Raw genomic sequence first — 21,780 nt, 5'->3', positions numbered from 1 at the left:
CACTTGGCCATCGCCATACGGCCCACTACTTTCCAAACGCGGGCCGCAGCACCGTCATCGATCAGTAAGCGATGAACAGGATCTCGTCGCGCGAGTACTCGTGGCCCGGGTGGTTCGCGGCCAGATGAGCCTTCGTCTTCTCGACGAGATCGTCCTCGTCGGTTCCGACGATGGCTTCCCCGCAGGGGCAGTTCAGGTTTCGCTTCATCAGCTGTCCTTCCTTCTCGGTCGAGAGTCTAGGCGTGCGGTCCCAGCGCGGCGTTGCGCAACCCCGCCGACCCTGGCCCACCGGCTCGACCGCAGGCAAGCGTTCGGCCAGAAGCCCGCCCGTCCGGGGTCGATCGAGGGTGGCAACAACGTATGCGGCCGCCTCGGCGATGAGGGCCTGGTTGCATTCGGCATCCTCGGTCGTTTGCTGGACATGATCGCAATGACGAGCGGAGCCGAATGATCCCATGAATACCGGAAACACCCGGCCCACCGCACCGCCGATCGAGGACCGACAGCTTTCGGTCACACTGGATCTGTGAAGCGCGTCCTCGCATTCGCCGTCTTGGCGCTGGCCGCCGGGCTGGCCATCGACTACGGGCGCGCCGACGGCCACTCCGGAGTCGCGGTAGCACTCGCGGTAGCCGCAGTGGTACTGCTGCTCGATCAGCTCGCCCGCATGGGCAGCCGCTGACAACGCACCCGACGTGGCATGAGCGTGCGGACCGGCGAGGGCGAGTGCTGCCCGAATTCCGACCCGGTTGATCGGCGAACTCCGGCATCGGATGTACCTGTTCGAATGTCGATGTTCGCAGTGGAAGGCGCGCGTCTCGGCCTTGCCCGAAGCGGGAGCCGGGACCCCTGGTCAGTGGGCCTTCTGGATCCAGTCCCGGTAGTGCGTGGGCGCCAAGTGCGCGTCCGGTCCGGCGGTGAGCACATCGCCGGTGACGGCCCCGAACATGCCGGCCGTGTCGTCGGTGATGACGGTCCGGCTGTCGTGCTGCGCCGCCAGGGTGATCCTGCCGAGTTCGTCGAGGGGGAAGACGTCCGGGCCTGCCACGTTCCAGATCCCTCGCAGCGGAGCGCCGGTAGAGACCTCGACGACCGCGTCGACGACGTCAGCGGCGGCCATCGGCTGGAGGCGGGTGGCGGGCAGGCGCACGGTGGCGCTGTCGGAGGTCCAGGACAAGACCGCGTCCATGAACTCGAAGAACTGGGTGGCACGCACGATGGAGTACGGCGTCGGCCCCTGCCGGAGCAGGTCTTCCTGCAGAGCCTTGGCCCGGTAGTAGTCCAGCTGGGGCACCTGATCCACCCCGACGATCGAGAGGACGACCTGGTGCCGGACACCGGCACTCTCTCCTGCGGCGAGCAGGTTCGTCATGGAGGTGCGGAAGAAGTCGAGGGACGCCTCGTCGAAGGTCGGCGAGTTCGCCAGGTTGATCACGACGTCGGCGCCCTCCAACGCCTTGTCCAGGCCATTCCCCGAGATCAGGTCGACACCGGTGGACGGTGCCGCGGGGACGGCCTCGTGTCCGGCCGCGGTCAGCTTCTGTACCACCTGGGAGCCGATCCGTCCGGTACCGCCGATGACTATGAGCTTCATGGTTCTCACCTTTCACGGCGTGCCACCTGGGCATGCCGGAGGTTCATCGAGGTCGATTGCACTGATATACGAAGTCGTGTTCACTGCGGCGGCCCGACGTCGATCCGACCCTTTCCCACGGCCGTCGGTACGAGTGGTCGACTACCTTGCCACGCTTACAGCATCCCACCAGCAAACAGGTGGCGGAATGTGTTCTGTCAGAAGTCGATGAATTAGAGCCCTGCGACGTCATGTCGGGGTAGACCCCGAGTGCCACGCTGTCGGCGAGCCGAAAGCCGTCCTACGCTGCCCTGAAGGCTGCGGAGGGGAGCGACCGAGCGGCAGGTCGGCGTGTGATACCTGCCGTAGAGCGGGACTCCCGGTACGACTGAGGTTTCCACACCACATTGCCGCCACCGAGAGGCCCTGTGCCGGGTCGCTTACCTGGCTACGGGTGCCATGGAAATGTTCCAGAAATCGGCGTAACGGCCGCCGCGGCGTAGTAGCTCCTCGTGGTTGCCTTCCTCCACGATCCGGCCGCCGTCCAGGAAGGCGACGCGATCGGCGCGTCGGACGGTGCGCAGTCGGTGCGCCACCATGACCACTGTCCGGCCTGCCATCAGACGCTCGATACCCGCGTGGACGGCCGCCTCGTTGACCGGGTCCAGCGCGGAGGTCACCTCGTCCAGCAGCACGATGGGCGCATCCTTCAGCAGCGCTCGCGCGATCGAAACACGTTGGCGCTCACCGCCGGACAGCAGTGCGCCGCCCTCGCCGACATTCGTCGCCCAGCCGCCGGGCAGTCGCTCGATCACTTCCTCCAGCCGCGCCGCGGTCGCCGCCGCCCGCACCTCGGCTTCGCTGGCGTCGGGGCGGCCGAGACGCACGTTCTCCTCGATCGTGCCGTCGAAGAGATAGACATTCTGAAAGACGATGGCGAACTGCGACATCAGCACCTCGGTGCTGATGTCGCGCACGTCCGCACCCCCCACGCGCACCGCGCCCGCGTCCACGTCGTGGAACCGCGCGAGCAGCTGCAGCAATGTGCTCTTACCCGCACCCGACGGTCCGACAACGGCAAGCCGCTGTCCCGCCGATACGGACAACGACAGGCCATCGATCACCGTGCGAGCGTCGTGCCGGAAAGTGACGGACTCGAACTCGAGGTCATAGTGCACCGGCTGGATCAGTTCGCGGGCAGCCGGGAGCGGCTCGGTGCGCAGCACTGTGTCGAGCCTGGCCAGCTCAGAACGCGCGGCGCGCAGTTTGCCACTCATATCCACCAGCGACAACAGCGGATCGGCGCAGCGCGCGGTGAGCACCAGAATCGCCAAAACCTCTGCCGCACCAATGTTCCCGCAGAGCGCGAGGTAGGCGCCCATGCCCAGCAGCGCGGTGAACACTGCCTGCACCGTGAGCGTCAGGCCCACCACGCCGGGCAGCGCGGACAGGGTCGAACGGCGGGACGCACGGTGGAGTCCGGACAGCGCGTCGTCGAGCGACCCGAAGCGTTCGGCAGTCCGCCCGCCCGCCCGCAGCACCGGCTGAGCCTGGATATATTCGATGACTCGCCCGGCGGCCTCATCACCGCGTTCGATGCGCTCGGTATCGGCGGCGGCCATCGCCCGGCCGGTCCAGATCTGGATGGCCGCCACCACGGGTGCGGCGACCAAGGCGGCCGACCCCATCCGCCAATCGAAGGCCAACATCACCACGACAATCGTCAGCGGAGTCACCGCGGCGGAGATGAACGGTGCCAGCAGATGCGCGATCACGCTCATCGCCTGCAGGATTCCCCGGCTCGCCAGCACCGACACCTCGCCGACGCGACCGGCGGTGAACCAACCGATCGGCAATCGGGCCACATGATCACCGAAACGGTGATACACACCCCGCAACATCGCCCCCGCGGCGCGGAAACCGGCCAGATCACTGCTGTAACGCAACACCGCGTAGACCGCGACCGCGCCGCCGAATGCGATCAGCCAGGGCCAGGCGTCCTCGGGCATACTCCCGAACAGTGCCCGTAGCACCGGAACCAGCAGTGCGTAGGACAATCCTTCGACCACGGCGGTGACCGTCATCAACGTCATGGTGCGACGGATAGGCTGGGCGTACTCGTGTCCCAGCACGTGCAGCAGCATTCGAATCATCGGAGCTCATCTCCTCGCAGTACAGGGGCTTCGATCTCATCGGTGATCGCGGATCGGTGCGATCGCCAGAACTCGGCGAACTTTCCATTCCGCGCCACCAGTTCGGCGGGCCTGCCACGCTCGACGATCGACCCGTTCTCCAGCACCACGACGGTGTCGGCGTCCGCGACCGTCTCCAGGCGATGGGCAATGACCAGTACCGTTCGATCGCCGGCCAGCGTCGAAAGAGCCTGGCGCACCGCCTGTTCGGTCTGCGGGTCGGCGAAGGCGGTCGCCTCGTCGAGCACCAGCACGGGCGCGTCGGCCAGCAGGGCGCGGGCGAGCGAAATCCGTTGCGCCTCACCACCCGACAGCTCGATGTCGGCACCGATCACCGAATCGTATCCACGCGGCAACTCGAGAATCCGATCATGGATGTGCGCCATCCGGGCGGCGCGAACTACGTCATCGAGGTCGGCACGGGGCACCGCCAGCGCGATATTGTCCGCGACCGAGGCGCGCAACAGACGAACATCCTGAAAGACGAAGGAAACCATCCGGTAGAGCGCACGGCTGCCGAGCTCGCGCAGATCGACTCCACCCAGGGCGACCGAACCGCTGGACGGATCGAAGAACCGCGGCAACAGCTGAACCAGCGTGGATTTGCCACTTCCCGACGGACCGACGATCGCGGTGACCGTGCCAGGCTCGAGCACCAGGTCGATCCCGCGCAGCACCTCGCGATCGGCTTCGTAGCCGAATCGGACGTCACGCAGTTCCACCCGATGCCCCTGTGGTGCGACCGGGCGCGCGGGCTCCGGCAGCGACGGCACGGCGAGCACGTCCCGAATACGGCCGACCGCGCGCCGGGCGGCCTGCAGATCGTCGAAACCGTGGCCCAGAGCCGCAATCGGGGCAGTCACTCCCAGCCCAAGCAGCAGGAACGGCAGCAGGTCCGCCGGAGCCAGCGAACCATTCGTGATCAGAACCGTGCCGCCGATCAATACCACCAGCAACACGAATGGCGGCGACAGCACCAGCGCGAGCCCTGCGGCGATCGGGGCGAGACCGAACACCCACCGGAGGAAGGAGTCGGTGAAATCGTTGGTGGCCGTGCGGAATTTCCGGTGCGCGCGCTCGCCGCCGCCGAATGCCTTGACCACCGCGATGCCCTGCACGAACTCGATGGCCGCATTCGAAATCCGCCCCATGGCCGCATCGAGATCCACCTGCTCGCTCTGGCGCTTCGGGGTCATCATCAACGGGATCAGCGCAATCGACAGCGCCACCGGAATAATCGTGATCATCGTGAGCCGCCAGTCGATGGTGAACAGGTAGATCAGCGATATCAACGGCACCCCGAACGCGGAGACAAGCTCGCCGGGCGCATGGGCGATGAGCGGGTGCACGGCACTCACGTCCTCCCCGACCACCTTCGCCAATTCGCCGGTGCGGCGACCGGACAGCCAGCCGATCGGTACGCGCCCCAGCCGCGCGGCCAGTTTCCGGCGAAACGACAGTTCCACCCTGCCGTCGAGAAGGTGACCGATTCCGGACGATGCTGCCGTGAACAGCAGTCGGACGAACAAGCCGACCGCACCCGCGATCACGACGATCCAGACATGACCGTGATCGATCGGATTGGGCGACAACAGAGTTCGGCCCAATTCGACGACGGCCAGCAGCGGGGCCAGACCCGCGACAGCGCCGATGACCTGGAGGATCATCACGGTGGCGAAACTCCCCAGGTACGGGCGCAGCAACCCCGCAACGCTCTGTCCCGCCGCGGAATCGGCCCCTGACAATGGTGTGGACTGCGCTCTCGCCTCGGCAAGGTCGGTGGTGGTCATCGCTCTCCCTCTGCGTGAATCTCGGCGCGGTTCTACTGCGTCGGTATGCCCGAGCGCTCCAGTAGATGGCTGCGCAGGTGGGCGAGGATTTCGGCGCGTGCGGGCCGGGCCGCGGAGACCACCGACGGCATGCTCAGGAAGGCGTGCACCGCTTCCGGGTAGCGGGTCAGCGTCACGTCGACTCCCGCCTGTCGCAGGCGTTCGGCGTAGGCCGGAGCCTGATCTTCCAGTGGGTCCAGACCCGCGGCTTGGATGAGAGCCGGGGCGAGTCCCGCGAGGTTGCCGCTATCCAGCGGTGAAATCGAACGGGAGTCGAACGCGTCGGGAAGCGCGATGCGCTGCACCGCGCGGCAATTGGCCGGAGTCGCGGTCGGGGCATCCGCGTTCTCGGTGAACGAGGGATACTCGAAGGCGCGCGCGGTCCAGTCGAGCTGCGGATTGATCAGCACCTGGCTGCGCACCGACAGTCCGAGTTCATTCGCCCTGATCGCGGTGAGAGCCGCGAGGGTGGCTCCCGCGCTCGAACCAAGCAGTGCGATCCGAGCGGGATCGGCTTCCCACATCGGGGCCAGCTCGACGAGGCGGAGTACGGCATCGTAAGCGTCCTCGACCTGTGCGGGCGCGCGATGCTCGGGCGCCAGCCGATAGTCGACCGAGGCGACCACGGCTGGAATACCGGCCGCCAGGTGACTGAGGAGCCAGTCGTCCTGGTCCGGCGCGCCACCGATGAATCCGCCGCCGTGGAACGCGACGATCAGCGGCAGCGCCGACCCTCCCCGCTCGGGCTGGTATACCCGGATATCCAGCCGACGACCAGGGAGATCGAGGGCGTGTGTCGTGATTCGCGCACCACGATCGGGCTTACCGGTGACGAGCCCGCCGACTGCGGACCGGCGCTTGCGGTACTGCGCTTCGCGCAATTCGATGACCTGATCGGGGGTGATCGAATCCCAGTCCGGTGCGGTCGTGAGTGCGGTCAGAATCCGAACTCGCAGTGGAACTTTGCCTCGCATGATGTATCCTCTGGCTCTTCGTGGTGCTCGTCGGCCGCTGTCTTCGGGCGGCGTAGCGCTACCCTGGCAGCTGTGACCGTGGGTGCGCTTTCGGAAATATGCGGTCCGGCGAAATCGCCGGTGGTGTGGATGCGGACGGGTCACACCGGTTACCTCGGGCCGGAGCTCGGCGTCGACCCGCATTCGCCGTCGGTGGCGGTGCTCAGCGTCGGCTTGGAAGGGCCGTTCGTGCTGGAGACCGCCGCACATGGGGACATCCGCACCGGCAGCTCGTTCGCACCCGCCCGCGCGGTACACCGCGTCGTCGCCCCCGAGGCGTGGATCCTGCTGCTGTTCGTCGACACCGCGGGTGCGCCGGCCACCGGCATCGCGGAGGAGATGACCGCGACCGTCGGGCCATACGGACTCGGCCACCGACGGGAACGGGAGCTCATCGAGCTGTGCCGTGCGGATGACGTGGATCCGGACCGAATCTTCGCTCAGGCCACAGCTGGTCACGCACCGGCCGCCGACCCACGGATCGAACGGGTCGCCGCCGCGATCCGCCAGGACCCGAATCGCAGCTTCCGAGCCGAGACGATCGCCGCGAATCTGGGCCTGTCCACCACCCACTTCCTCCGCTTGTTCACCCAGCAGTCCGGTACCACGTTCCGCGGGTATCAGCGGTGGACCCGCGTCATGCACGCGCTCCGGGACGTCGCGACCGGCCGCGATCTCACCTGCTCCGCCGCCGACGCCGGTTTCGCCACCCCGTCCCATTTCAGCGAAACCTTCCACCACATGTTCGGAATGTCCGCCACCGGAGTGCTGCGCTCCGGTATCCGATTTGATCTCGGAACCTCTTCTGCGCCTTGATATTTCGATCAATCGCGGACTCCGCACACCCGCATCGGGCCAGCGCAAGGCGCAGAGCCGCGGCGAGTTCGGCGTGCGGCCGCTTGGACACCTCGGCGGACAAGATCGCCTGCGGTCCGTGGAATGTGCCGGGCCACCGGCGCGACTCGACCGACGCCCCCGCCTCCAGCAGCCGCGCGTAGCCGACGCCTCGTCGCGATCAGGACAGAACTCCACGGTGGCGATGTAGGCGGGTGGCAGGCCGGACAGATCGGCGGCGTGCGCGGGGGCAGCGAATTGCGCGGGAGGCGCGGTGTCCATTCCTTGACAAGAATATTCACTCTAGTGAATACTTTGGCCATGGACCAGATCGCATCAGCACTCGGAGACGGCGCGCGGTGGCGCATTGTCGAGCTCCTCGCCGATCGGCCTCGATCTGTCGGCGAACTGGCCGAGTTGACCGGCTTACGGCAGCCGCAGACCACCAAGCACCTGCAGACCCTCGCCCGCGTCGGTCTCGTCAGGGTCTTTCCCCTCGGGCAACGTCGCGTCTACGCGGTAGAGGCGGCGCCACTGAAGGCACTCGAGCGCCGACTGCGGGAACTGGTCGAGACGACCGAGGCGCACAAGGACGAGCGCAATGTCATCGCGCGTTATCGCGCCGCCATCGAAGCGGAATCCGTTGTCGCGGACCGGGAACGGTGGGCGGACGGACGTGCCTTCTCGTTCGAGCGGGTGCTGGCCGCGCCCCCGGATGTCGTCTGGCGGCATTGGGTCGACCCTGACCTGCTCGCGTCTTGGTGGGCCCCGTCGCCGATGACGGTCGCCGACTGCGCCTTCGAACCGAAGCAGGGTGGCCGCGCCGTCCTCGAGTACCGCGATGCCGAGGGGCGGCGGTACCGCTCCGAGGGACGGGTCGGTGCCGCTGAGGCAGCCGAGCGCCTCGTGTTCGACCTTTCGGTGTTGGACGCGGCGGGGGCGGTCTCGTTCACCGGCCACTACGACCTGACTCTCGCCGCGGTCCCGGGCGGCACGCGGCTACGGCTCGGCATGCGCATCACCGAGACGACCGTCGAGGCCGTCCCCTACATCGCCGGGATCGAAACCGGTTGGGGCCAGGTACTCGACAACCTCGCCGACACCGTCGGCAAATCTCCCCGCACTACCGAGGCAACGCAGACCGAAGGAAAGGAACCACAATGACCAACTCGACCGAACGTAAGGTGACCGCGAACATCAGCCTCACCCTCGACGGGCGTTACAACGGCCCCGGCGGGCCTGGCGATCTGGGCGCGATCCTCCCCTACGCAACCACCGAGGTCGCGCGAGACCACCTCACCCGCATCTGGGAGGGCGCGACGACGGCGCTGCTCGGCCGGCTCAACGCAGAGGGGTTCCTGGGGTATTGGCCGACGGTCGCCGCGGACGAGAACGCCGATCCGCGCGATCGCGGGTACGCGAAGTGGCTGGTCGACACAGAAAAGGTGGTCCTCTCGACCACTTTGACCGAAACGCCGTGGGAACGCACCCGCGTAGTGCACGCCACCGCCGCGGACGTGGTCGCCGAGCTGCGGGCTACCGGCACGGGCGACATCCTCGTCAACAGCAGCGCGAGCGTCATCAAGGCGCTGCTCGCCGCGGACCTGCTCGACCGGCTGTATCTCATGATCTGCCCCGAGATCGCCGGGGGTGGGCAGCGGTTGTTCGACGAGGGCCTGCCGAGTTCGAAGTGGAAGCTCACGCACCAGGAGATCGGCGAGCTGGGCGAGATCGCCATGGTCTACGACCGCGCACGATGATTGCCGCGGTGTGCGACCGTCCGGCACAGCGACTACGTCCGCACGACCGTCAGCTTCTCGGGTTTCGGACGCCGTAGACCACTGCCGAGATCATCGTCCGCATGGCCCAGGTGAACTCGGATGCAACCACCGGAGGTTACTTCGACACCACCGTTGCCCTGATAACCATCGGGATCGGCGATTGACAGCAAATGCCGTACCTGCCAACGTATCGAAGGACATCGAGGTACTGATTCGGCTGGCCTCGGTATCGTCGAATCGGAGAGTGCTCGATGGGGTTTCTCGAACCCGACCTACCCGTGGTCGATATGGCGGAGTGGAGCAAAGGCACTCGGAGTGCGCGAATCCGTCCCATGGCCAGGCATTGGGCCGAGGTGGGTTTCGGGACGCCGGTCGCGCTGCATTTGTTCTACGTCGGCAAGGTCGGGCTCTATATTCTCGGTGGCTGGCTGATCATGCTGTCCACCAAGGGCATCGACGGATTCACCGACGTCGGCGACTGGTGGTCGGAGCCGATCGTCTTCCAGAAGGCTGTGCTTTATACGCTGCTGTTCGAGGTGGTCGGACTCGGTTGCGGGTTCGGTCCGCTGAACAACAGGTTCTTTCCGCCACTCGGCTCGATACTGTATTGGTTGCGACCGAGGACAATTCGGCTGCCGCCGTGGCCCGGTCGTGTTCCGCTGACCACTGGCACCACCCGCACCCCAGTGGATATCGCATTGTATGCGGCGCTGCTGATGACGACGTCGGTCGCATTGCTGTCCGACGGCACCGGTCCGGTACCGTCGCTGGACACGACGGTGGGGTTGCTCCCGGTATGGCAGATCGCAGCAATCCTCGGCCTGCTTGCGGCAATCGGGTTGCGCGACAAAGTGATCTTCCTTGCGGCGCGCGGCGAGGTCTATGCCACCCTGGCAGTCACTTTCCTGTTCACCGGCACCGACATGATCGTCGCCGCGAAGGTCGTTTTCGTGGTGATCTGGATGGGCGCGGCGACCTCGAAGCTGAACAAGCACTTTCCGTTTGTGGTGTCCACGATGATGTCCAACAGCCCGGTGTTCCGGCGAAAGTCGCTCAAGCGCATGTTTTTCGAGAACTTCCCCGATGACTTGAGGCCGGGTCGGTTGTCGCGCATCTTCGCCCACGGCGGCACGGCCGTCGAGATGGGTATTCCGTTGGTGTTGTTCTTCTCGCACGGCGGTCCGCTGACTACGTTGGCCGCGTTCGTGATGGTGGGATTCCACCTGGTGATTCTGACGGCCGTTCCCATGGGGGTGCCGTTGGAATGGAACGTCTTCATGATCTTCGGTGTGCTGGTGTTGTTCGTCGCGCACGCCGACCTCGGTCTGGGCAGCCTGCACGACCCCGCGCCGGTGGCGCTGCTGTTCATCGTGATCGCGGGCATTGTGATCGCCGGAAACCTGTTCCCGCGCAAGATCTCGTTCCTGCCCGGCATGCGGTACTACGCAGGCAACTGGGATACCACGATGTGGTGCATCAAGCCCTCGGCCGCGGAAAAGATCAGCCGCGGCATCGTGGCGATCGCCAGCATGCCGCAGGCCCAGTTGGAGCGGTTCTACGGGAAGGACCGGGCCCAGATCCCGATGTTCATGGGATATGCCTTCCGCGCCATGAACACGCATGGTCGCGCGCTGTTCACCCTGGTTCATCGAGCCATGCCCGCCGGCCGAGAGGACGAGTACACACTCACCGACGGTGAGCGCATCTGCAGCACCGCGGTCGGCTGGAACTTCGGCGACGGACACATGCACAATGAGCAACTCATCGCCGCGATGCAGCAGCGTTGCCACTTCGACCCCGGCGAAGTACGCGTCGTTCTGCTCGACGCCCAGCCGATCCACAAGCAGACCCAGGAATACCGTCTTGTCGACGCCGCGACCGGCGAATTCGAGCGCGGCGTGGTGCATGTCGCGGACATGGTGACCCGCCAGCCGTGGGCCGACGATGTACCTGTGCATGTGCACCGTGGCAACCATACCGACCTCACCTGATGGCGGTCACGATCGCGGCAGCTCGATACTTCTCACACAAAGTGTTCAATGACCGACATTCCAGCGCTTCGAGCGCGAAAAGCTCACCAGCGCAGGAGAACTCGTCCGGACCGGATCGCAGGCCTACCCGGCCTGGCCGAGAACGGTGCCGGGGAACGACCGGCAGGTGTCACCGCAGCCACCGATCTCGACAGCTGTTGACGCCGACGGACGACGGGATACCTTCCGACGCAAGCAATCAGCCGGGTCCTGATCGCCGATAGCCAGGACCGTCGGGCTTGTTTACTGTCGGACCATGGCGACCCCTGACTTCATTCACACCATCCGGGCCGACGCGGGCAAGCAGCTGCTGTGGTTGCCCGGTGTCAGCGCTGTTGTCTTCGATGACGGGGGCAGGGTGCTGTTGGGGCGGCGGGCCGACACCGGCACCTGGGCGGTCATCGCGGGGATGCCGGACCCGGGCGAGCAGCCTGCGGCGTGCGCGGTTCGAGAAGTGTACGAGGAGACCGCCGTTCGCTGCGTCGCCGAGCGCATCGTGATCGTCCGCGCCATGCCGCCGCACACCTACCCGAATGGCGACATCTGTCAGTTCATGGACATCACGATCCGGTGCCGCGCGGTCGACGGCACGGCGCGGGTCAACGACGACGAGTCGCTCGAGGTCGCCTGGTTCAACGTGTCCTCCTTACCGGAACTGCCCGAGCACGATCTGCTGCGCATCGAGCAGGCACTGTCGGATGGGCCGGTGTGGTTCGAGCCTGCACCCTGAACCCGGTCGTCCATCAGTGTGCGGCGGCAGCCCCCTGCAGTACGAGATCGACTGCGCCGCTGAGATAATCCGGCGACACGGGCTGATCACGGAGCAGAATCCGGAACCAGATCGCGCCGGCCAGCAGGTCCATGATCATCGCCGGATCCGCCGTCGTCTGCAGTTCACCACGGGCGATCGCGCGCTGGAACATCGGCTGCTCGCGGGAGAGGCGCTCGGCAAAGAACGTGCGCGCCACGGCAGCCAGCTCCGGCCTGCGTGGCGCCGCGGCGAGAACGGTGGCGACGATCGGTGCGGTCTGTTCTGCGGTCAGCAGTTGGGTGATCGCCCTGGCCAGCGCGAGGAGGTCGCCGCGCAGACTGCCGGTGTCCGGCATCGCGAAGGCGAGTAGGTCGGAGTGGACCAGCGCGGCGGCCAGCACCGCGTCCTTCGCAGGCCACCACCGGTAGATGGTGGTCTTGTTGACGCCCGAGCGGCTCGCGATGGATTCGATGGTCAGACCGTCATAGCCCCGCTCGGCCAGTAGCTCGAGGGTCGCGGCGAAAATCGCCGACGCTTGCCGTGGCCCTCCTCGGGCGCGTTCTTCGCTCACTCCCTCAGAGTACAACGCAACGTTGCGTTGCATACCACGGAGGTATACCTTCAAATACAACGCAACGTTGCGTTGTCAATTGGAGAGTGGAATGAGCCTTCCCCTGGTATTCGTGCACGGCATTCGGCTGAGCGCTACGTCATGGTCAGTAGTACGCGAGCAACTCGGCGAACACCCGTCGGCGGCAGTCGACCTGCCTGGGCACGGTGCGCGGCGCGGCGAACAGTTCACGCTGGCCGCCGCCATCGACGCAGTCGCCGAAGCGGTGGACAACGTAGGCGGCCACGCCGTGGTAGTCGGGCATTCGCTCGGCGGATACGTGAGCATCGCCGCAGCTGCCCGTTATCCAGAGCGAGTGGCCGGGCTGGTGGTCGCCGGGGCGAGCTGTGTGCCGAGCCGCCGCTCGACGGTTCCGTTCACGCTGATGCATCGCGTGCTCTCGCGGCAATCGGACGGCGGCGAACGGGCCAGCGGCCGCATTTTCCACTCGGTACTCCCGCCGCGGGTGGCCGAAGCGATCGAACACGGTGGGATTGCCACCGAAGTCATCCCTGACGTGGTCCGAGAAAGCCGGCATTTCGACCCGCTCACCAATCTCGCCGAGTACCCCGGCCCCCTCTGGCTGATCAACGGCAGTCGCGATCACTTCCGCACCCACGAACGGCGATTCCTGGCCGTGAGCACCGACGGCCGACTACTCATCACGCCGCGGGCAGGCCACTACCTCCCTTTGGCCCACCCGACCGAATTCGCGCGATCCGTCCTCGACATCTCCTACGCGGTGGCCGGACAACATAGGGGTCGGTGAAGCCCGGCGGAAACTCCGAGGTGCGCGCCGATGCGACGGAAGGCGCCGGCGGCTTCGTACGCTTGTTCCGGTCGATCAGGACGTACCGCTTCGATGCAGAAGGGGCTACACATGATGTGCGACAACACCGGCCGGGGGTTCCCAGCGGACAGGTCTCGGCGATCACCGGCCCGTCTCGCGGTCCCCCTACTGTGCGCCTTGCTGCTCGGCGCGCTCGGCGGAGTTCCCGCTTCCGCCGAGGCGCGAGAGGTCAAGGAGTGCACCGACACCGGCTTCGTCCAAGAGATGCTGGACGGACTCAATACAGAACGATCTCACCACGGAGTCCCTCCGCTGAAAATCAGCAAGGAGCTGGCAGACTACGCGAAAACGCGTGCCATGTTCCACGCGGAGAACGGCTCCTTGTCCCACAAAGAACTGGATACCAGGTACGGCGAAAACGTATTCCTGGCCAGCAGCGACGACTCCAGGCCGACTCCCGCCGGCGATGCCGTCACGCATTGGAAAAATGAGCAAGAGCGCTACGCGTACGATGCCGACGGCCCAGCGCCGGGGACCGAGAACTTCACGCAGCTGGTGTGGAAGGCCAGTACCACAGTCGGTGTCGGCCGGGCCTGCGTGCTTGCACCGGAATCCGAGGATCCGGGCTGGACCTACATCGTGGCGATCTATCGGTCACGCGGCAACATCCCCGGCGAATATCGCGACAACGTATTGCGGGGAACCGACTAGCGAGGCCGAGTCGTCATGAACGAATCGCGAAAGTCATGTCGACCGGATCGACCACCACAGCGAACCGATCGCCGACCTCCCAGGCAGGGTCCCGAGTATTGCGCTCGCAGTCGGCGTCGAAGGTGCCGAAGCCCGGCCCACTGATCCGAACGGCTACGGAGTCTCGATGCGGCCGATGGACCTATCCGCCGTAGAACTTCTTGGCGCGCTCCTGGACTTCTTCCATCGACAGGTCCTCTTTGTGGGTGCAGACAATCCAGACGTGGCCGAACGGGTCCACCAGCGTCCCGCTGCGGTCGCCGTAGAACAGATCGCTCACGGCACTGAATTCTCGGGCGCCCAGCTCCAGAGCCTGCGCAAAGTGCTTGTCGACGTCCTCGACGTACAGCCGGAGACCAACTGACGCCTGGGGCTGTGCCGGGCTCGCCAGCGGATGACCCGCAGAAGGCTCGGTGAGAACCAGCGAAGAATCGCCGATCCTCAGCTCCGCATGATCAATGCGACCGCTCGGTGACTCGCCCAGGTAAAGCTCGACGGCACCGAAAGCCTTCTTGTAGAACTCGATTGCCGACCGCGCGTCCGCGACTGCCAAGTACACGGTCATGCTGTGCTGCCCGTGGGGAATCGGACTAACCGCCATGGGGACTCCTACTTCGGTTCCGGTCGTTCGGGTGGAGCTGATGCTTGCTACGATCTTGCCCGCCGGAACCCCCTCCACACCAACCGCTTCCAGCCGCCAGGCACCACGGCGGTCGCTGTGGCCAGTTCGCTGGCGGCAGAGTCCCGGCCCACCATGATTCCTCGCGGATTCGTAGGTGCCGCTGTTCAGGTCGGCCGCGGTCGAGCCACGAGCCGCCGCAAGGCAACTCGTCCGAGATGGCCTCACGCCGCGACCGGACGGCCCAGGCCTCCAGGCCCGCCTGCCGCCTGGCCGACGGTGCCGCAGATCGATTGTTCGCAAATCACCTGTCCCACAATGGAAAACAGGCTGTGAACACGATTTGCCGACGTGGAGCTCGTTGTCTGCGAACATCTCGGCGTGAGGTGTCGGTCGGGGTCGACGATTGTGCTGGCCCGGCGGCGATGAGCACCGGTTCAACACACGTCAACGGCCGTAGTGGTCGCCATGTCCCAACGGGCTACACCTTCAGAGATCCAACGGAGGAGAAGGCGGGAACACAACCGGCAACGCTGTCAATGCTCGGTGAAATGGGCCAGGGCGCCACTCGAGCTCCTCTTCGGCAACCGCTAGTTTCAATTCCGGGAGGACGTCCAGGAGTTGATCGATGACGTCCTGCGCGAGCAGAAGCCCGTACGGTCGGGCGTGAGCAGGACATGCGTGCGGGCCGGTGCTGAACGCCAGATTCCATCCGTTGTCCAGGAATTCGCCTGTGTTCATCTCTGGATCTGTATTGCAAGCGGCCATACTGATGATGACCGGCTGATTCGCCGGCAGCCACACGTTCTCGATCAGAATTGGCTGGCGAGGATAAGTAATGCAATAGTTCGCCATCGGTGGGTCGGTTGCCAGCCGCTCTTCGAGTGCGGTCTTGATTGTCAAGGGACGGCCGTTGTCATCGCTGGCGTAGCGGGGATCGGTCAGCAGCAACAGCAGGGTGTTGGCGATGAGGTTCAGTGGTGGTTCGACACCGGCCGCAAACAGCAGGACCAGCTGATGCACCATCTCCTCATCGGACAGCCCGGTGTGATGCTGGACCATTCTGGTGACCACGTCGTTAGCCGGCCGGGCGCGCTTCAGCGCGGTAAGTTCGAGCAACGCGGGGCCCATAATCGCGTTCACCGTTTCGGTATCCACACCGTCGAACATCGCAGCACTGGCTCTCGCGACCTCTTGACCGATTTCTGGTGGACAGCCGAGCGTCTGGCAGAAGACCGTGAAGACAAGCGGGAGGATGTACTGGTTCAACAGTTCGGCGTTTCCGTCCCTGCAGAACGTGTTGATGATCGGGATGGCGGAACTCGCCACCATGGATCGCAGGGAGTTCAGGTCCATCCCGGCCAAGGCGTCGGTCAGAGACTCGCGGTAGCGAGCATGCTCTGCACCGCTGGTACGTATTGCGTTGGGTCGGTACTCGATCATCGGCATGATCGGGATATCGGCAGGTGCGGTCCTCTGCCAGGCACTCGGATCGGCTGGAAAATGGTCGGGGTCGTTGAGAATGCGCACGGCGGTGCGATATTTGATCACCAGGGTTGCAGGTACTCCGGGCCACATCTCGACCGGCACCAACGGTCCGTAGTCGCTACGCATCTGGCGGTATGCCCCGTGGGGATCGGCCGCAAAATCTGCACTCCAAATCGGGATTCGAGGACCTTTGAACTCGATCGACGACTTCGAGTCGGCGGTAGCACCCTGATGCGTGTGCTGCGGATACACGTAGTCTCCTTGATATCGGTTGCGGCAGCATAGTACCCACGACGAGGGCCGTCAGGTCGCTATGTTGTTCCCTGCCAACAGGATTCCGTCACGGTGTCGGCCTCACATCGCCAGGTCTTGTATACCGTCTGCTGGTTGGCGCTGCTACGGCAGGGATGGTTTTCAACCTGGTGCGGTGTGGCTACTTCGACCAGACGAGGAGCCTCGGCGCGGTCGCTGGTTGGGGCCCGAGTACAAGATGGTGATCGAAACCTCTGTGGTGTCAGGGGGTCGGGGACGGGAAGGCACGAACGTCGGCCGATCAGCCGACGCCCCGGTACACGGCCGAGCCATAGTCGTGCGATTGCGGACCGACGGCTGATCTGTCGTGCTAAACGTATCCCGGAGGCCGCTTGCCGGCAGTGCGACTGGCGGTATTGTCCGCGCGCTACATAGCGTCCAGCGCACCTCGCCTGGCCGACAAGGCCCAATATCGCAGAGTTGCAACCCGACTAGGCAGTCACGCGAACGATGTCGCCATCTTCTGGTGGATCAACGACCCGATGCCATCGCCGTCCGCACCCCCTTACCCTGGACTTCACCGATCCAGCGCAGGCCACGGCAGCACTGGCTTACGAGTTCCGCTACGACGCCCTGGATAGGGCGCCCCCGCCGGGACGCCCTATCTATACCTGTTTGGCAGGATCAGTGACGGCGTGGGTCCTGGCAGCGGGAGTCCCACGCGGCGGGCAGATCCTCGGACAGTACCGGTGCGCCGAGGATCTCGTCATCGAAGCCGAACGCGGCCAGCAGTGCGGGCAGGTGGTCGGCGAGGTTGTCGATGGCCTGCGCGAGCAGCCCACTGCGGAGCTGCTGCTTCACGGCCTGTACGGCAGCGATGTCGAGAAGACCGTGGGTGAGATACCACGCAGACTCTTTGTTGATCTGGTCCAGAGCGAAAACGTCACGCACGGTGGCGATCTCGGGATGATGTTCGGCGTGTTCGTCGAGCAACCGCAAGGCCTGCTCGGCGCAGTAGGCCTCAGCGAGCTCGAGCGCGTCCGGAATGACCTCCAGCCGAGCGTGTAGCGCTGGATTACCGAGCTGCGGTCGAGCCTCTTGCGCGATCGTCAGTGTGCGGGCGCGGAGCAAGCGCGCGCGGTCGCCGGGGTCGGCGGGATCGTGCAGAGTGGGTTCGGGTGGCGGCGTGCCGACGAGCTGCTTGGCCAGTACACGACCGGCGACGGACCCGAGGACGAAGGTGTCACCCTCGCCGGTGATAGCGGCATGACAGACTCCGAGATAGTCGGCGACCCGGTTGGCGCTGAACATGCCTTGCGCAGCCATCTTCTTGCGACAGTCAGTGACTGTCTCCAACGCATGCTCCTGGATGAAATACTTGGCCAACATCACCGACACGACGGTGTCGCGAGCGGTGAGATCTGCGCCCGCGAGGAAGGTCTTGACCGCGTTGCCGTAAATGGTCCGGGCGACAGTGCCGGCCAGGTCGGTGAGCAGGGTGTCGCGCACGTGCGGGATATCGACCATGAATGTGCTGTTGACAGGCGTCAACGGCACTACCCGCTTGGCGGCGTAGCGCAGGGCGATGTAGAGCGACGCGCGGGCCGTGGCGTTCAAGCACGACGAGAGCGCCAAGCGCCCGACAGTCAATTGGCTGATCGCCGAGGCGAACCCCCGCTTCCGGCTGTCCTCGTCATTCCAGGTCAGCACACCCTCATCATCGATGGTGGCCAGGTCGTTGCTCAGCCAGGCAGTGCGCTCGACCCGGAGATTATCGAAGCTGATGACGGAGTTGTCCATAATGACCAGCGGCTGATGGTCGAGTTGGGTGATCGTCACGCCGGGGGCCGGGTCGCCGTTGGCGTCGCGTAGTCGCGCCGTGAACAGGTGCACGCCCTGATCGACGCCCGCCGCGTCGATGAACCGTGCACCGATGACGCAGACTCGAGCAACCGGGATACCAACGGACGGCATGAATTTCCGCGCCAGCGGGTGCGGGGTGTTGAGCACGAACCCCTCACCATCCCAGCTCGCGGTGGTCTGCATGAATCCGATGTTGGAGCCACACCCGTACTCGGTCAGTAGCATGACGCCGACGCTGGTGGCGTCATCCAGGTCCTGTAGGTACGGCTCGGCGGAGTCGGAGTCGGTCAGGGTGGCCAGGCTGCCCGACGCCAGGTTGTAGTGGCCGGAGATCAGCGGGATCAGATCCGTCGCCAGCACTGCGGACCAGTCGAACACCGCGAACAGCTTGGGCAGATCAGTCGCGACATCGCGAGTACCGATCTCCTCGACCAGATTCCGCAACTGGTGATACGCGTTCTCCCGCCGCTGATTCTGGCTCTGCTCGTCCGTGACGGCGAAGTCCGGGTTGCTCAGAACCTTCTGCAGCTGCTGGTGGAACTCCAAGTCGCCGTGCCGAAGAAGCTCGCCAAGCGATGTGCGTTCCCGATACCCGTGCGTAACCATAACCGCCTCCTACTCATTTCCGTTCCCAGCGGCTACTCGCACCGTTGGGCATACCTGAGGCTATCGCTGCCGAACTTCGATGCACCGGAGCCAGCGGTTACCGCACGTTCACGCGGACACAGCCGGGCACCGAGACAAGGGAGCCGGACGATCACCTCTCAAAAGCTCAATGCACCACACACCTTCACGTGAGGTTTCGTTCCACCAGCTGGTCACGAAGTTTCGCGCACGACACCGCGCCGCGGAGTCGGCGCGCGGACCAAGCTAGATTTGCTGTCTCCGAGTGTATAGATCGTTCGTGAGTTCTCAACTGGGAGAACGCATTTCGGCGTTCACGAGGAACATGACGAAAGATCGCCGAATTGCCCGCATCTGAGTCGCGCGGCGAACGGTCGTCACCCGAAAACGTTGGACGCCAATGGGTATGGTCACCGACAGCGCAGAACCTGGTGCAGGGGAGAATATTTAGCCATCCAGGCATGCCACAGCGAAGAAAGTGGGCCTCGCCCAGGGGGTGCGGGCAGCAATCGTCGGTATCGTCTGTTCATCACCAACCTCTCCGAGCAGATCCAGAGTACGGCCACCCATCGAGCCGAATGATGGGTTCAGGTTGAATCTGTCCAACATTCAACCACTTTGCAGGCGCTGAGGCGCCTGCCAAGCATCAGCATCAGCGTCCGCACGGACAGCTCCTTCACACGAGATTCAAAGGTGGGGATGGCGGGAAGATCACTGGCAGCGCCTCTAATGCACGGTGGAAACCACCTGGGCGCCACTGCAACTGCTCGGCGGGCACCGCCAACTGGATATCGGGCAACGCATCGAGCAACTGGTCGAGCGCTTCCTGAACGATGACCATCGCCAGTGGCTTGGCCGGGCATACGTGGGGACCGGCGCCCCACGCCAGATGCGAACGGTTCCCGATGCGATCACCGTTCACCGTCGCAGGATCGTTGTTACACGCCGCGAGGCTGATCACGACCGGTTCGTGAATCGGCAACAGCACATCGCCGAGTATTTGGGGCTGCGGCGGATAGCTGAAGCAGGAGTTCGCCATTGGTGGATCGGTGAACAACACCTCATCGATCGCGTCCCGAGTGGACAGGGCTCCCGCAAGCAGCTCACTGCCGAACCGGTCATCGGTCGCCATCAACAGCAGCGTGTTCACGATCAAGTTGGATGCGGGTTCGGTACCTGTGGCATACAACATCGCCATCTGCTGCACCACCTCCGCTTCGTCCAAGCCGGAGGGATGCTCCAGCAGCCAGGACGTCAGGTCCGCGGCCGGGGCTTCCCGCTTGGCCGAAATCACCTCCAGCATCGCCGAGGTGAACCGCCGATTGCCCGCCTCGGCCGCTGCGGCGTCACTCACGGTGCGCAGCGCCGCCAGCGCAGCGAACGCTTCCTCCCCCGCCTCCGGCGAGAACCCCAGCAAATCGTTGAGCACCTGCACGGTGAGCGGGACCGCGTACTGGCCGAGCAGGTCGGCCGAACCGGACTCGCAGAAGCTGTCGATCAGCGCCGCAGCGGCGCGTTCGACCGCACCGCGCAGCGCATACAGATCGATTTTGTCGAGACTATCGGTGCTGGCGCGCCGGTACCGGGCATGATCCTTCCCTGCGGACCGCGACGCGTTGGGCTGCCACTCCATCGTCGGCAACACCGGGCAATCCGCCGGAACCGCGGACTGCCAGACCCGCGGATCGGCCGGAAAACGCAGGGGGTCGCTGAGTATGTGTAGCGCCTCGCGATAACCGATCACCAACGTCGCAGGCACACCAGGCGCTAGCTCGACCGGCACCAGCGAACCGTGGCGGCGGCGCATGTCCTGATACGCGCCGTGCGGATCAGCCGCGAACTCGCCCGAGTAGAGCGTCACCCGCGTGGGCCGACGAGGTCAGCCGACGCTGAGTGGTGAACAATCCGGCAGCCCTGCTGTGTCGTTGAACGCGCCAGGGACGATGACATAGTCAAAAGATGGCTCCTCACAACGATTAGAAAACTGACGACGAAATCCGCTTATCGCATGATCTTTCGCACGCGGATGCGACCGCGTCGGACGCAGACGCGGGTTGCCGCCGGAACGCTGCGGAGTTGCCATGAACCCCAACAGCTTCCGTGCGGTTGTACGACCTGGTACCCCTTGAACCCCTGTGCTCATGCGGCCCCTTGTGGTCGGCATGGCTTCGAACTCATGTCCGAAACCAGCCGGTTAGTCAAATCTGTTCGACCGCAGCGTGTTTCGATTCAACCGCTCGATAATACCCATCTATCCTCGAAGCCGCAGCCAAAGACCGGCCGAACGGTCAATGACCGTCACACACAATGCGACCTTTGCCTAGCTCGGCGGTTGCGCCGGAGAGACAGGCGGAACGAAGCCCCCGAGACCGGGACACCTACTTGTACCGGCCACAGAGGCCGTTCGCGGTCTCGATGTTTCAGGTGGCTACTACGGATTCGGCGTCCACCGCGCGACGCCTCCTCAGGCCACACGACATCGCCGCAGCAGCGATGAACCGCCGACCTGACCTGCCCACCGACGGCGACGTTCACACCGCCGTCAACCGCCGCATCGAGACCACCGGCAAGCCGCCAGTACGGACCCTCGCCGAACGGGTGCGCACTTCAGTCCCGCTTCCGGGCAAGGCGGACGTCATTGTCTCGATGGTCGCCGAGGTGCAAGATCTCCTCGCCGCTCCTGGCGCGAACTTCGCGACTCGGCCGAAGCGGGCTTGATCAGGCTCGAATACACCCCACGAGCCTGGTCATCACCGAAGTTACGTGGCACCCATTCGCCAC

Annotated in this window: 19 protein-coding genes; 9 read left to right on the top strand and 10 right to left on the bottom strand. The window is 65.0% G+C overall.

Features of this window, described 5'->3' with window-relative positions; translation table 11 throughout:
• Nucleotides 1-61: 61 nt before the first annotated feature.
• The gene (locus ACFU4Z_RS24905) at nucleotides 62-208 is read right to left on the bottom strand and encodes a DUF1059 domain-containing protein (RefSeq protein WP_328402905.1); all 147 of its coding nucleotides are present in this window, start codon (nucleotides 206-208) and stop codon (nucleotides 62-64) included.
• Nucleotides 209-526: 318 nt separating this feature from the next.
• Here ACFU4Z_RS24905 and ACFU4Z_RS24900 point away from each other — a divergent pair, with 318 nt between their 5' ends.
• Entirely contained in the window at nucleotides 527-682 is a 156-nt protein-coding gene (locus ACFU4Z_RS24900; RefSeq protein ID WP_379067002.1) for a hypothetical protein, read from the top strand.
• Nucleotides 683-853: 171 nt separating this feature from the next.
• Here the strand turns inward: ACFU4Z_RS24900 and ACFU4Z_RS24895 are convergent, their stop codons facing one another.
• The 4 genes from ACFU4Z_RS24895 to ACFU4Z_RS24880 all read right to left on the bottom strand — a co-directional run bounded on the left by ACFU4Z_RS24895 (nucleotide 854) and on the right by ACFU4Z_RS24880 (nucleotide 6,568).
• On the bottom strand, nucleotides 854-1,594 hold the full coding sequence (locus ACFU4Z_RS24895; protein ID WP_379067000.1) for an SDR family oxidoreductase: 741 nt from the start codon (nucleotides 1,592-1,594) through the stop codon (nucleotides 854-856).
• Between the two features lie 419 nt (nucleotides 1,595-2,013).
• Nucleotides 2,014-3,726, bottom strand: a complete 1,713-nt coding sequence (locus tag ACFU4Z_RS24890) for an ABC transporter ATP-binding protein (RefSeq protein WP_379066998.1) — start codon at nucleotides 3,724-3,726, stop codon at nucleotides 2,014-2,016.
• Nucleotides 3,723-5,555: an ABC transporter ATP-binding protein gene (locus ACFU4Z_RS24885; RefSeq protein WP_379066996.1), complete on the bottom strand. Its 1,833-nt coding sequence runs from the start codon at nucleotides 5,553-5,555 to the stop codon at nucleotides 3,723-3,725. The genes ACFU4Z_RS24890 and ACFU4Z_RS24885 overlap by 4 nt, the downstream gene beginning before the upstream one ends.
• Before the next feature lie 32 nt (nucleotides 5,556-5,587).
• The gene (locus ACFU4Z_RS24880; protein WP_379066994.1) at nucleotides 5,588-6,568 is read right to left on the bottom strand and encodes an alpha/beta hydrolase; all 981 of its coding nucleotides are present in this window, start codon (nucleotides 6,566-6,568) and stop codon (nucleotides 5,588-5,590) included.
• A 72-nt stretch (nucleotides 6,569-6,640) separates the two neighbouring features.
• Between ACFU4Z_RS24880 and ACFU4Z_RS24875 the strand changes: the two genes are divergently transcribed.
• The 5 genes from ACFU4Z_RS24875 (at nucleotide 6,641) to ACFU4Z_RS24855 (ending at nucleotide 11,982) form a co-directional block, all read left to right on the top strand.
• Nucleotides 6,641-7,423, top strand: a complete 783-nt coding sequence (locus ACFU4Z_RS24875; protein WP_379066992.1) for a helix-turn-helix domain-containing protein — start codon at nucleotides 6,641-6,643, stop codon at nucleotides 7,421-7,423.
• A gap of 339 nt (nucleotides 7,424-7,762) precedes the next feature.
• Nucleotides 7,763-8,605, top strand: a complete 843-nt coding sequence (locus tag ACFU4Z_RS24870; RefSeq protein ID WP_379066990.1) for a metalloregulator ArsR/SmtB family transcription factor — start codon at nucleotides 7,763-7,765, stop codon at nucleotides 8,603-8,605.
• Entirely contained in the window at nucleotides 8,602-9,201 is a 600-nt protein-coding gene (locus ACFU4Z_RS24865) for a dihydrofolate reductase family protein (protein ID WP_379066987.1), read from the top strand. The genes ACFU4Z_RS24870 and ACFU4Z_RS24865 overlap by 4 nt, the downstream gene beginning before the upstream one ends.
• Before the next feature lie 272 nt (nucleotides 9,202-9,473).
• Nucleotides 9,474-11,213 (top strand): DUF3556 domain-containing protein, encoded by a 1,740-nt coding sequence (locus tag ACFU4Z_RS24860; protein ID WP_379066985.1) that lies wholly within the window; start codon nucleotides 9,474-9,476, stop codon nucleotides 11,211-11,213.
• A gap of 295 nt (nucleotides 11,214-11,508) precedes the next feature.
• Nucleotides 11,509-11,982, top strand: a complete 474-nt coding sequence (locus tag ACFU4Z_RS24855; protein ID WP_379066983.1) for an NUDIX domain-containing protein — start codon at nucleotides 11,509-11,511, stop codon at nucleotides 11,980-11,982.
• Between the two features lie 13 nt (nucleotides 11,983-11,995).
• Here the strand turns inward: ACFU4Z_RS24855 and ACFU4Z_RS24850 are convergent, their stop codons facing one another.
• On the bottom strand, nucleotides 11,996-12,574 hold the full coding sequence (locus tag ACFU4Z_RS24850) for a TetR/AcrR family transcriptional regulator (protein WP_379066981.1): 579 nt from the start codon (nucleotides 12,572-12,574) through the stop codon (nucleotides 11,996-11,998).
• A 91-nt stretch (nucleotides 12,575-12,665) separates the two neighbouring features.
• Here ACFU4Z_RS24850 and ACFU4Z_RS24845 point away from each other — a divergent pair, with 91 nt between their 5' ends.
• Together ACFU4Z_RS24845 and ACFU4Z_RS24840 are read left to right on the top strand one after the other, a co-directional pair.
• Complete coding sequence (locus ACFU4Z_RS24845) at nucleotides 12,666-13,382, top strand: alpha/beta fold hydrolase (RefSeq protein WP_379066979.1); 717 nt, start codon at nucleotides 12,666-12,668, stop codon at nucleotides 13,380-13,382.
• 198 nt (nucleotides 13,383-13,580) lie between these two features.
• Nucleotides 13,581-14,114: a CAP family protein gene (locus tag ACFU4Z_RS24840; protein WP_379066977.1), complete on the top strand. Its 534-nt coding sequence runs from the start codon at nucleotides 13,581-13,583 to the stop codon at nucleotides 14,112-14,114.
• A gap of 181 nt (nucleotides 14,115-14,295) precedes the next feature.
• Here ACFU4Z_RS24840 and ACFU4Z_RS24835 read toward each other — a convergent pair whose 3' ends face one another.
• From ACFU4Z_RS24835 to ACFU4Z_RS24820, 4 genes are all read right to left on the bottom strand, one after another.
• Nucleotides 14,296-14,754 carry a VOC family protein gene (locus ACFU4Z_RS24835; protein WP_379066975.1) on the bottom strand — a complete coding sequence of 153 codons (459 nt, stop codon included), beginning with the start codon at nucleotides 14,752-14,754 and terminating at the stop codon, nucleotides 14,296-14,298.
• Nucleotides 14,755-15,261: 507 nt separating this feature from the next.
• Nucleotides 15,262-16,512: a cytochrome P450 gene (locus ACFU4Z_RS24830; RefSeq protein WP_379066973.1), complete on the bottom strand. Its 1,251-nt coding sequence runs from the start codon at nucleotides 16,510-16,512 to the stop codon at nucleotides 15,262-15,264.
• 684 nt (nucleotides 16,513-17,196) lie between these two features.
• On the bottom strand, nucleotides 17,197-18,981 hold the full coding sequence (locus tag ACFU4Z_RS24825; RefSeq protein ID WP_379066971.1) for an acyl-CoA dehydrogenase family protein: 1,785 nt from the start codon (nucleotides 18,979-18,981) through the stop codon (nucleotides 17,197-17,199).
• Between the two features lie 694 nt (nucleotides 18,982-19,675).
• Nucleotides 19,676-20,860, bottom strand: coding sequence for a cytochrome P450 (locus ACFU4Z_RS24820; RefSeq protein ID WP_379066969.1), 1,185 nt, complete (start codon nucleotides 20,858-20,860; stop codon nucleotides 19,676-19,678).
• A gap of 632 nt (nucleotides 20,861-21,492) precedes the next feature.
• On the opposite strand from ACFU4Z_RS24820, the gene ACFU4Z_RS24815 reads away from it, so the two are divergent.
• Nucleotides 21,493-21,717, top strand: coding sequence for a hypothetical protein (locus ACFU4Z_RS24815; RefSeq protein WP_379066967.1), 225 nt, complete (start codon nucleotides 21,493-21,495; stop codon nucleotides 21,715-21,717).
• Nucleotides 21,718-21,780: the final 63 nt, after the last annotated feature.

Origin of the sequence: Nocardia sp. NPDC057440, assembly GCF_042802915.1 — a bacterium.
Taxonomy (GTDB): domain Bacteria; phylum Actinomycetota; class Actinomycetes; order Mycobacteriales; family Mycobacteriaceae; genus Nocardia.
This window is presented reverse-complemented; position numbering and strand designations above follow the sequence as displayed.

Excerpts from the sequence above, each read along its gene's own strand:
- ACFU4Z_RS24905 (WP_328402905.1), bottom strand. The coding sequence starts at position 208 with ATGAAGCGAAACCTGAACTGCCCCTGCGGGGAAGCCATCGTCGGAACC.
- ACFU4Z_RS24895 (WP_379067000.1), bottom strand. The coding sequence starts at position 1,594 with ATGAAGCTCATAGTCATCGGCGGTACCGGACGGATCGGCTCCCAGGTG.
- ACFU4Z_RS24890 (WP_379066998.1), bottom strand. The coding sequence starts at position 3,726 with ATGATTCGAATGCTGCTGCACGTGCTGGGACACGAGTACGCCCAGCCT.
- ACFU4Z_RS24885 (WP_379066996.1), bottom strand. The coding sequence starts at position 5,555 with ATGACCACCACCGACCTTGCCGAGGCGAGAGCGCAGTCCACACCATTG.
- ACFU4Z_RS24880 (WP_379066994.1), bottom strand. The coding sequence starts at position 6,568 with ATGCGAGGCAAAGTTCCACTGCGAGTTCGGATTCTGACCGCACTCACG.
- ACFU4Z_RS24870 (WP_379066990.1), top strand. The coding sequence starts at position 7,763 with ATGGACCAGATCGCATCAGCACTCGGAGACGGCGCGCGGTGGCGCATT.
- ACFU4Z_RS24865 (WP_379066987.1), top strand. The coding sequence starts at position 8,602 with ATGACCAACTCGACCGAACGTAAGGTGACCGCGAACATCAGCCTCACC.
- ACFU4Z_RS24860 (WP_379066985.1), top strand. The coding sequence starts at position 9,474 with ATGGGGTTTCTCGAACCCGACCTACCCGTGGTCGATATGGCGGAGTGG.
- ACFU4Z_RS24855 (WP_379066983.1), top strand. The coding sequence starts at position 11,509 with ATGGCGACCCCTGACTTCATTCACACCATCCGGGCCGACGCGGGCAAG.
- ACFU4Z_RS24845 (WP_379066979.1), top strand. The coding sequence starts at position 12,666 with ATGAGCCTTCCCCTGGTATTCGTGCACGGCATTCGGCTGAGCGCTACG.
- ACFU4Z_RS24835 (WP_379066975.1), bottom strand. The coding sequence starts at position 14,754 with ATGGCGGTTAGTCCGATTCCCCACGGGCAGCACAGCATGACCGTGTAC.
- ACFU4Z_RS24825 (WP_379066971.1), bottom strand. The coding sequence starts at position 18,981 with ATGGTTACGCACGGGTATCGGGAACGCACATCGCTTGGCGAGCTTCTT.
- ACFU4Z_RS24815 (WP_379066967.1), top strand. The coding sequence starts at position 21,493 with ATGAACCGCCGACCTGACCTGCCCACCGACGGCGACGTTCACACCGCC.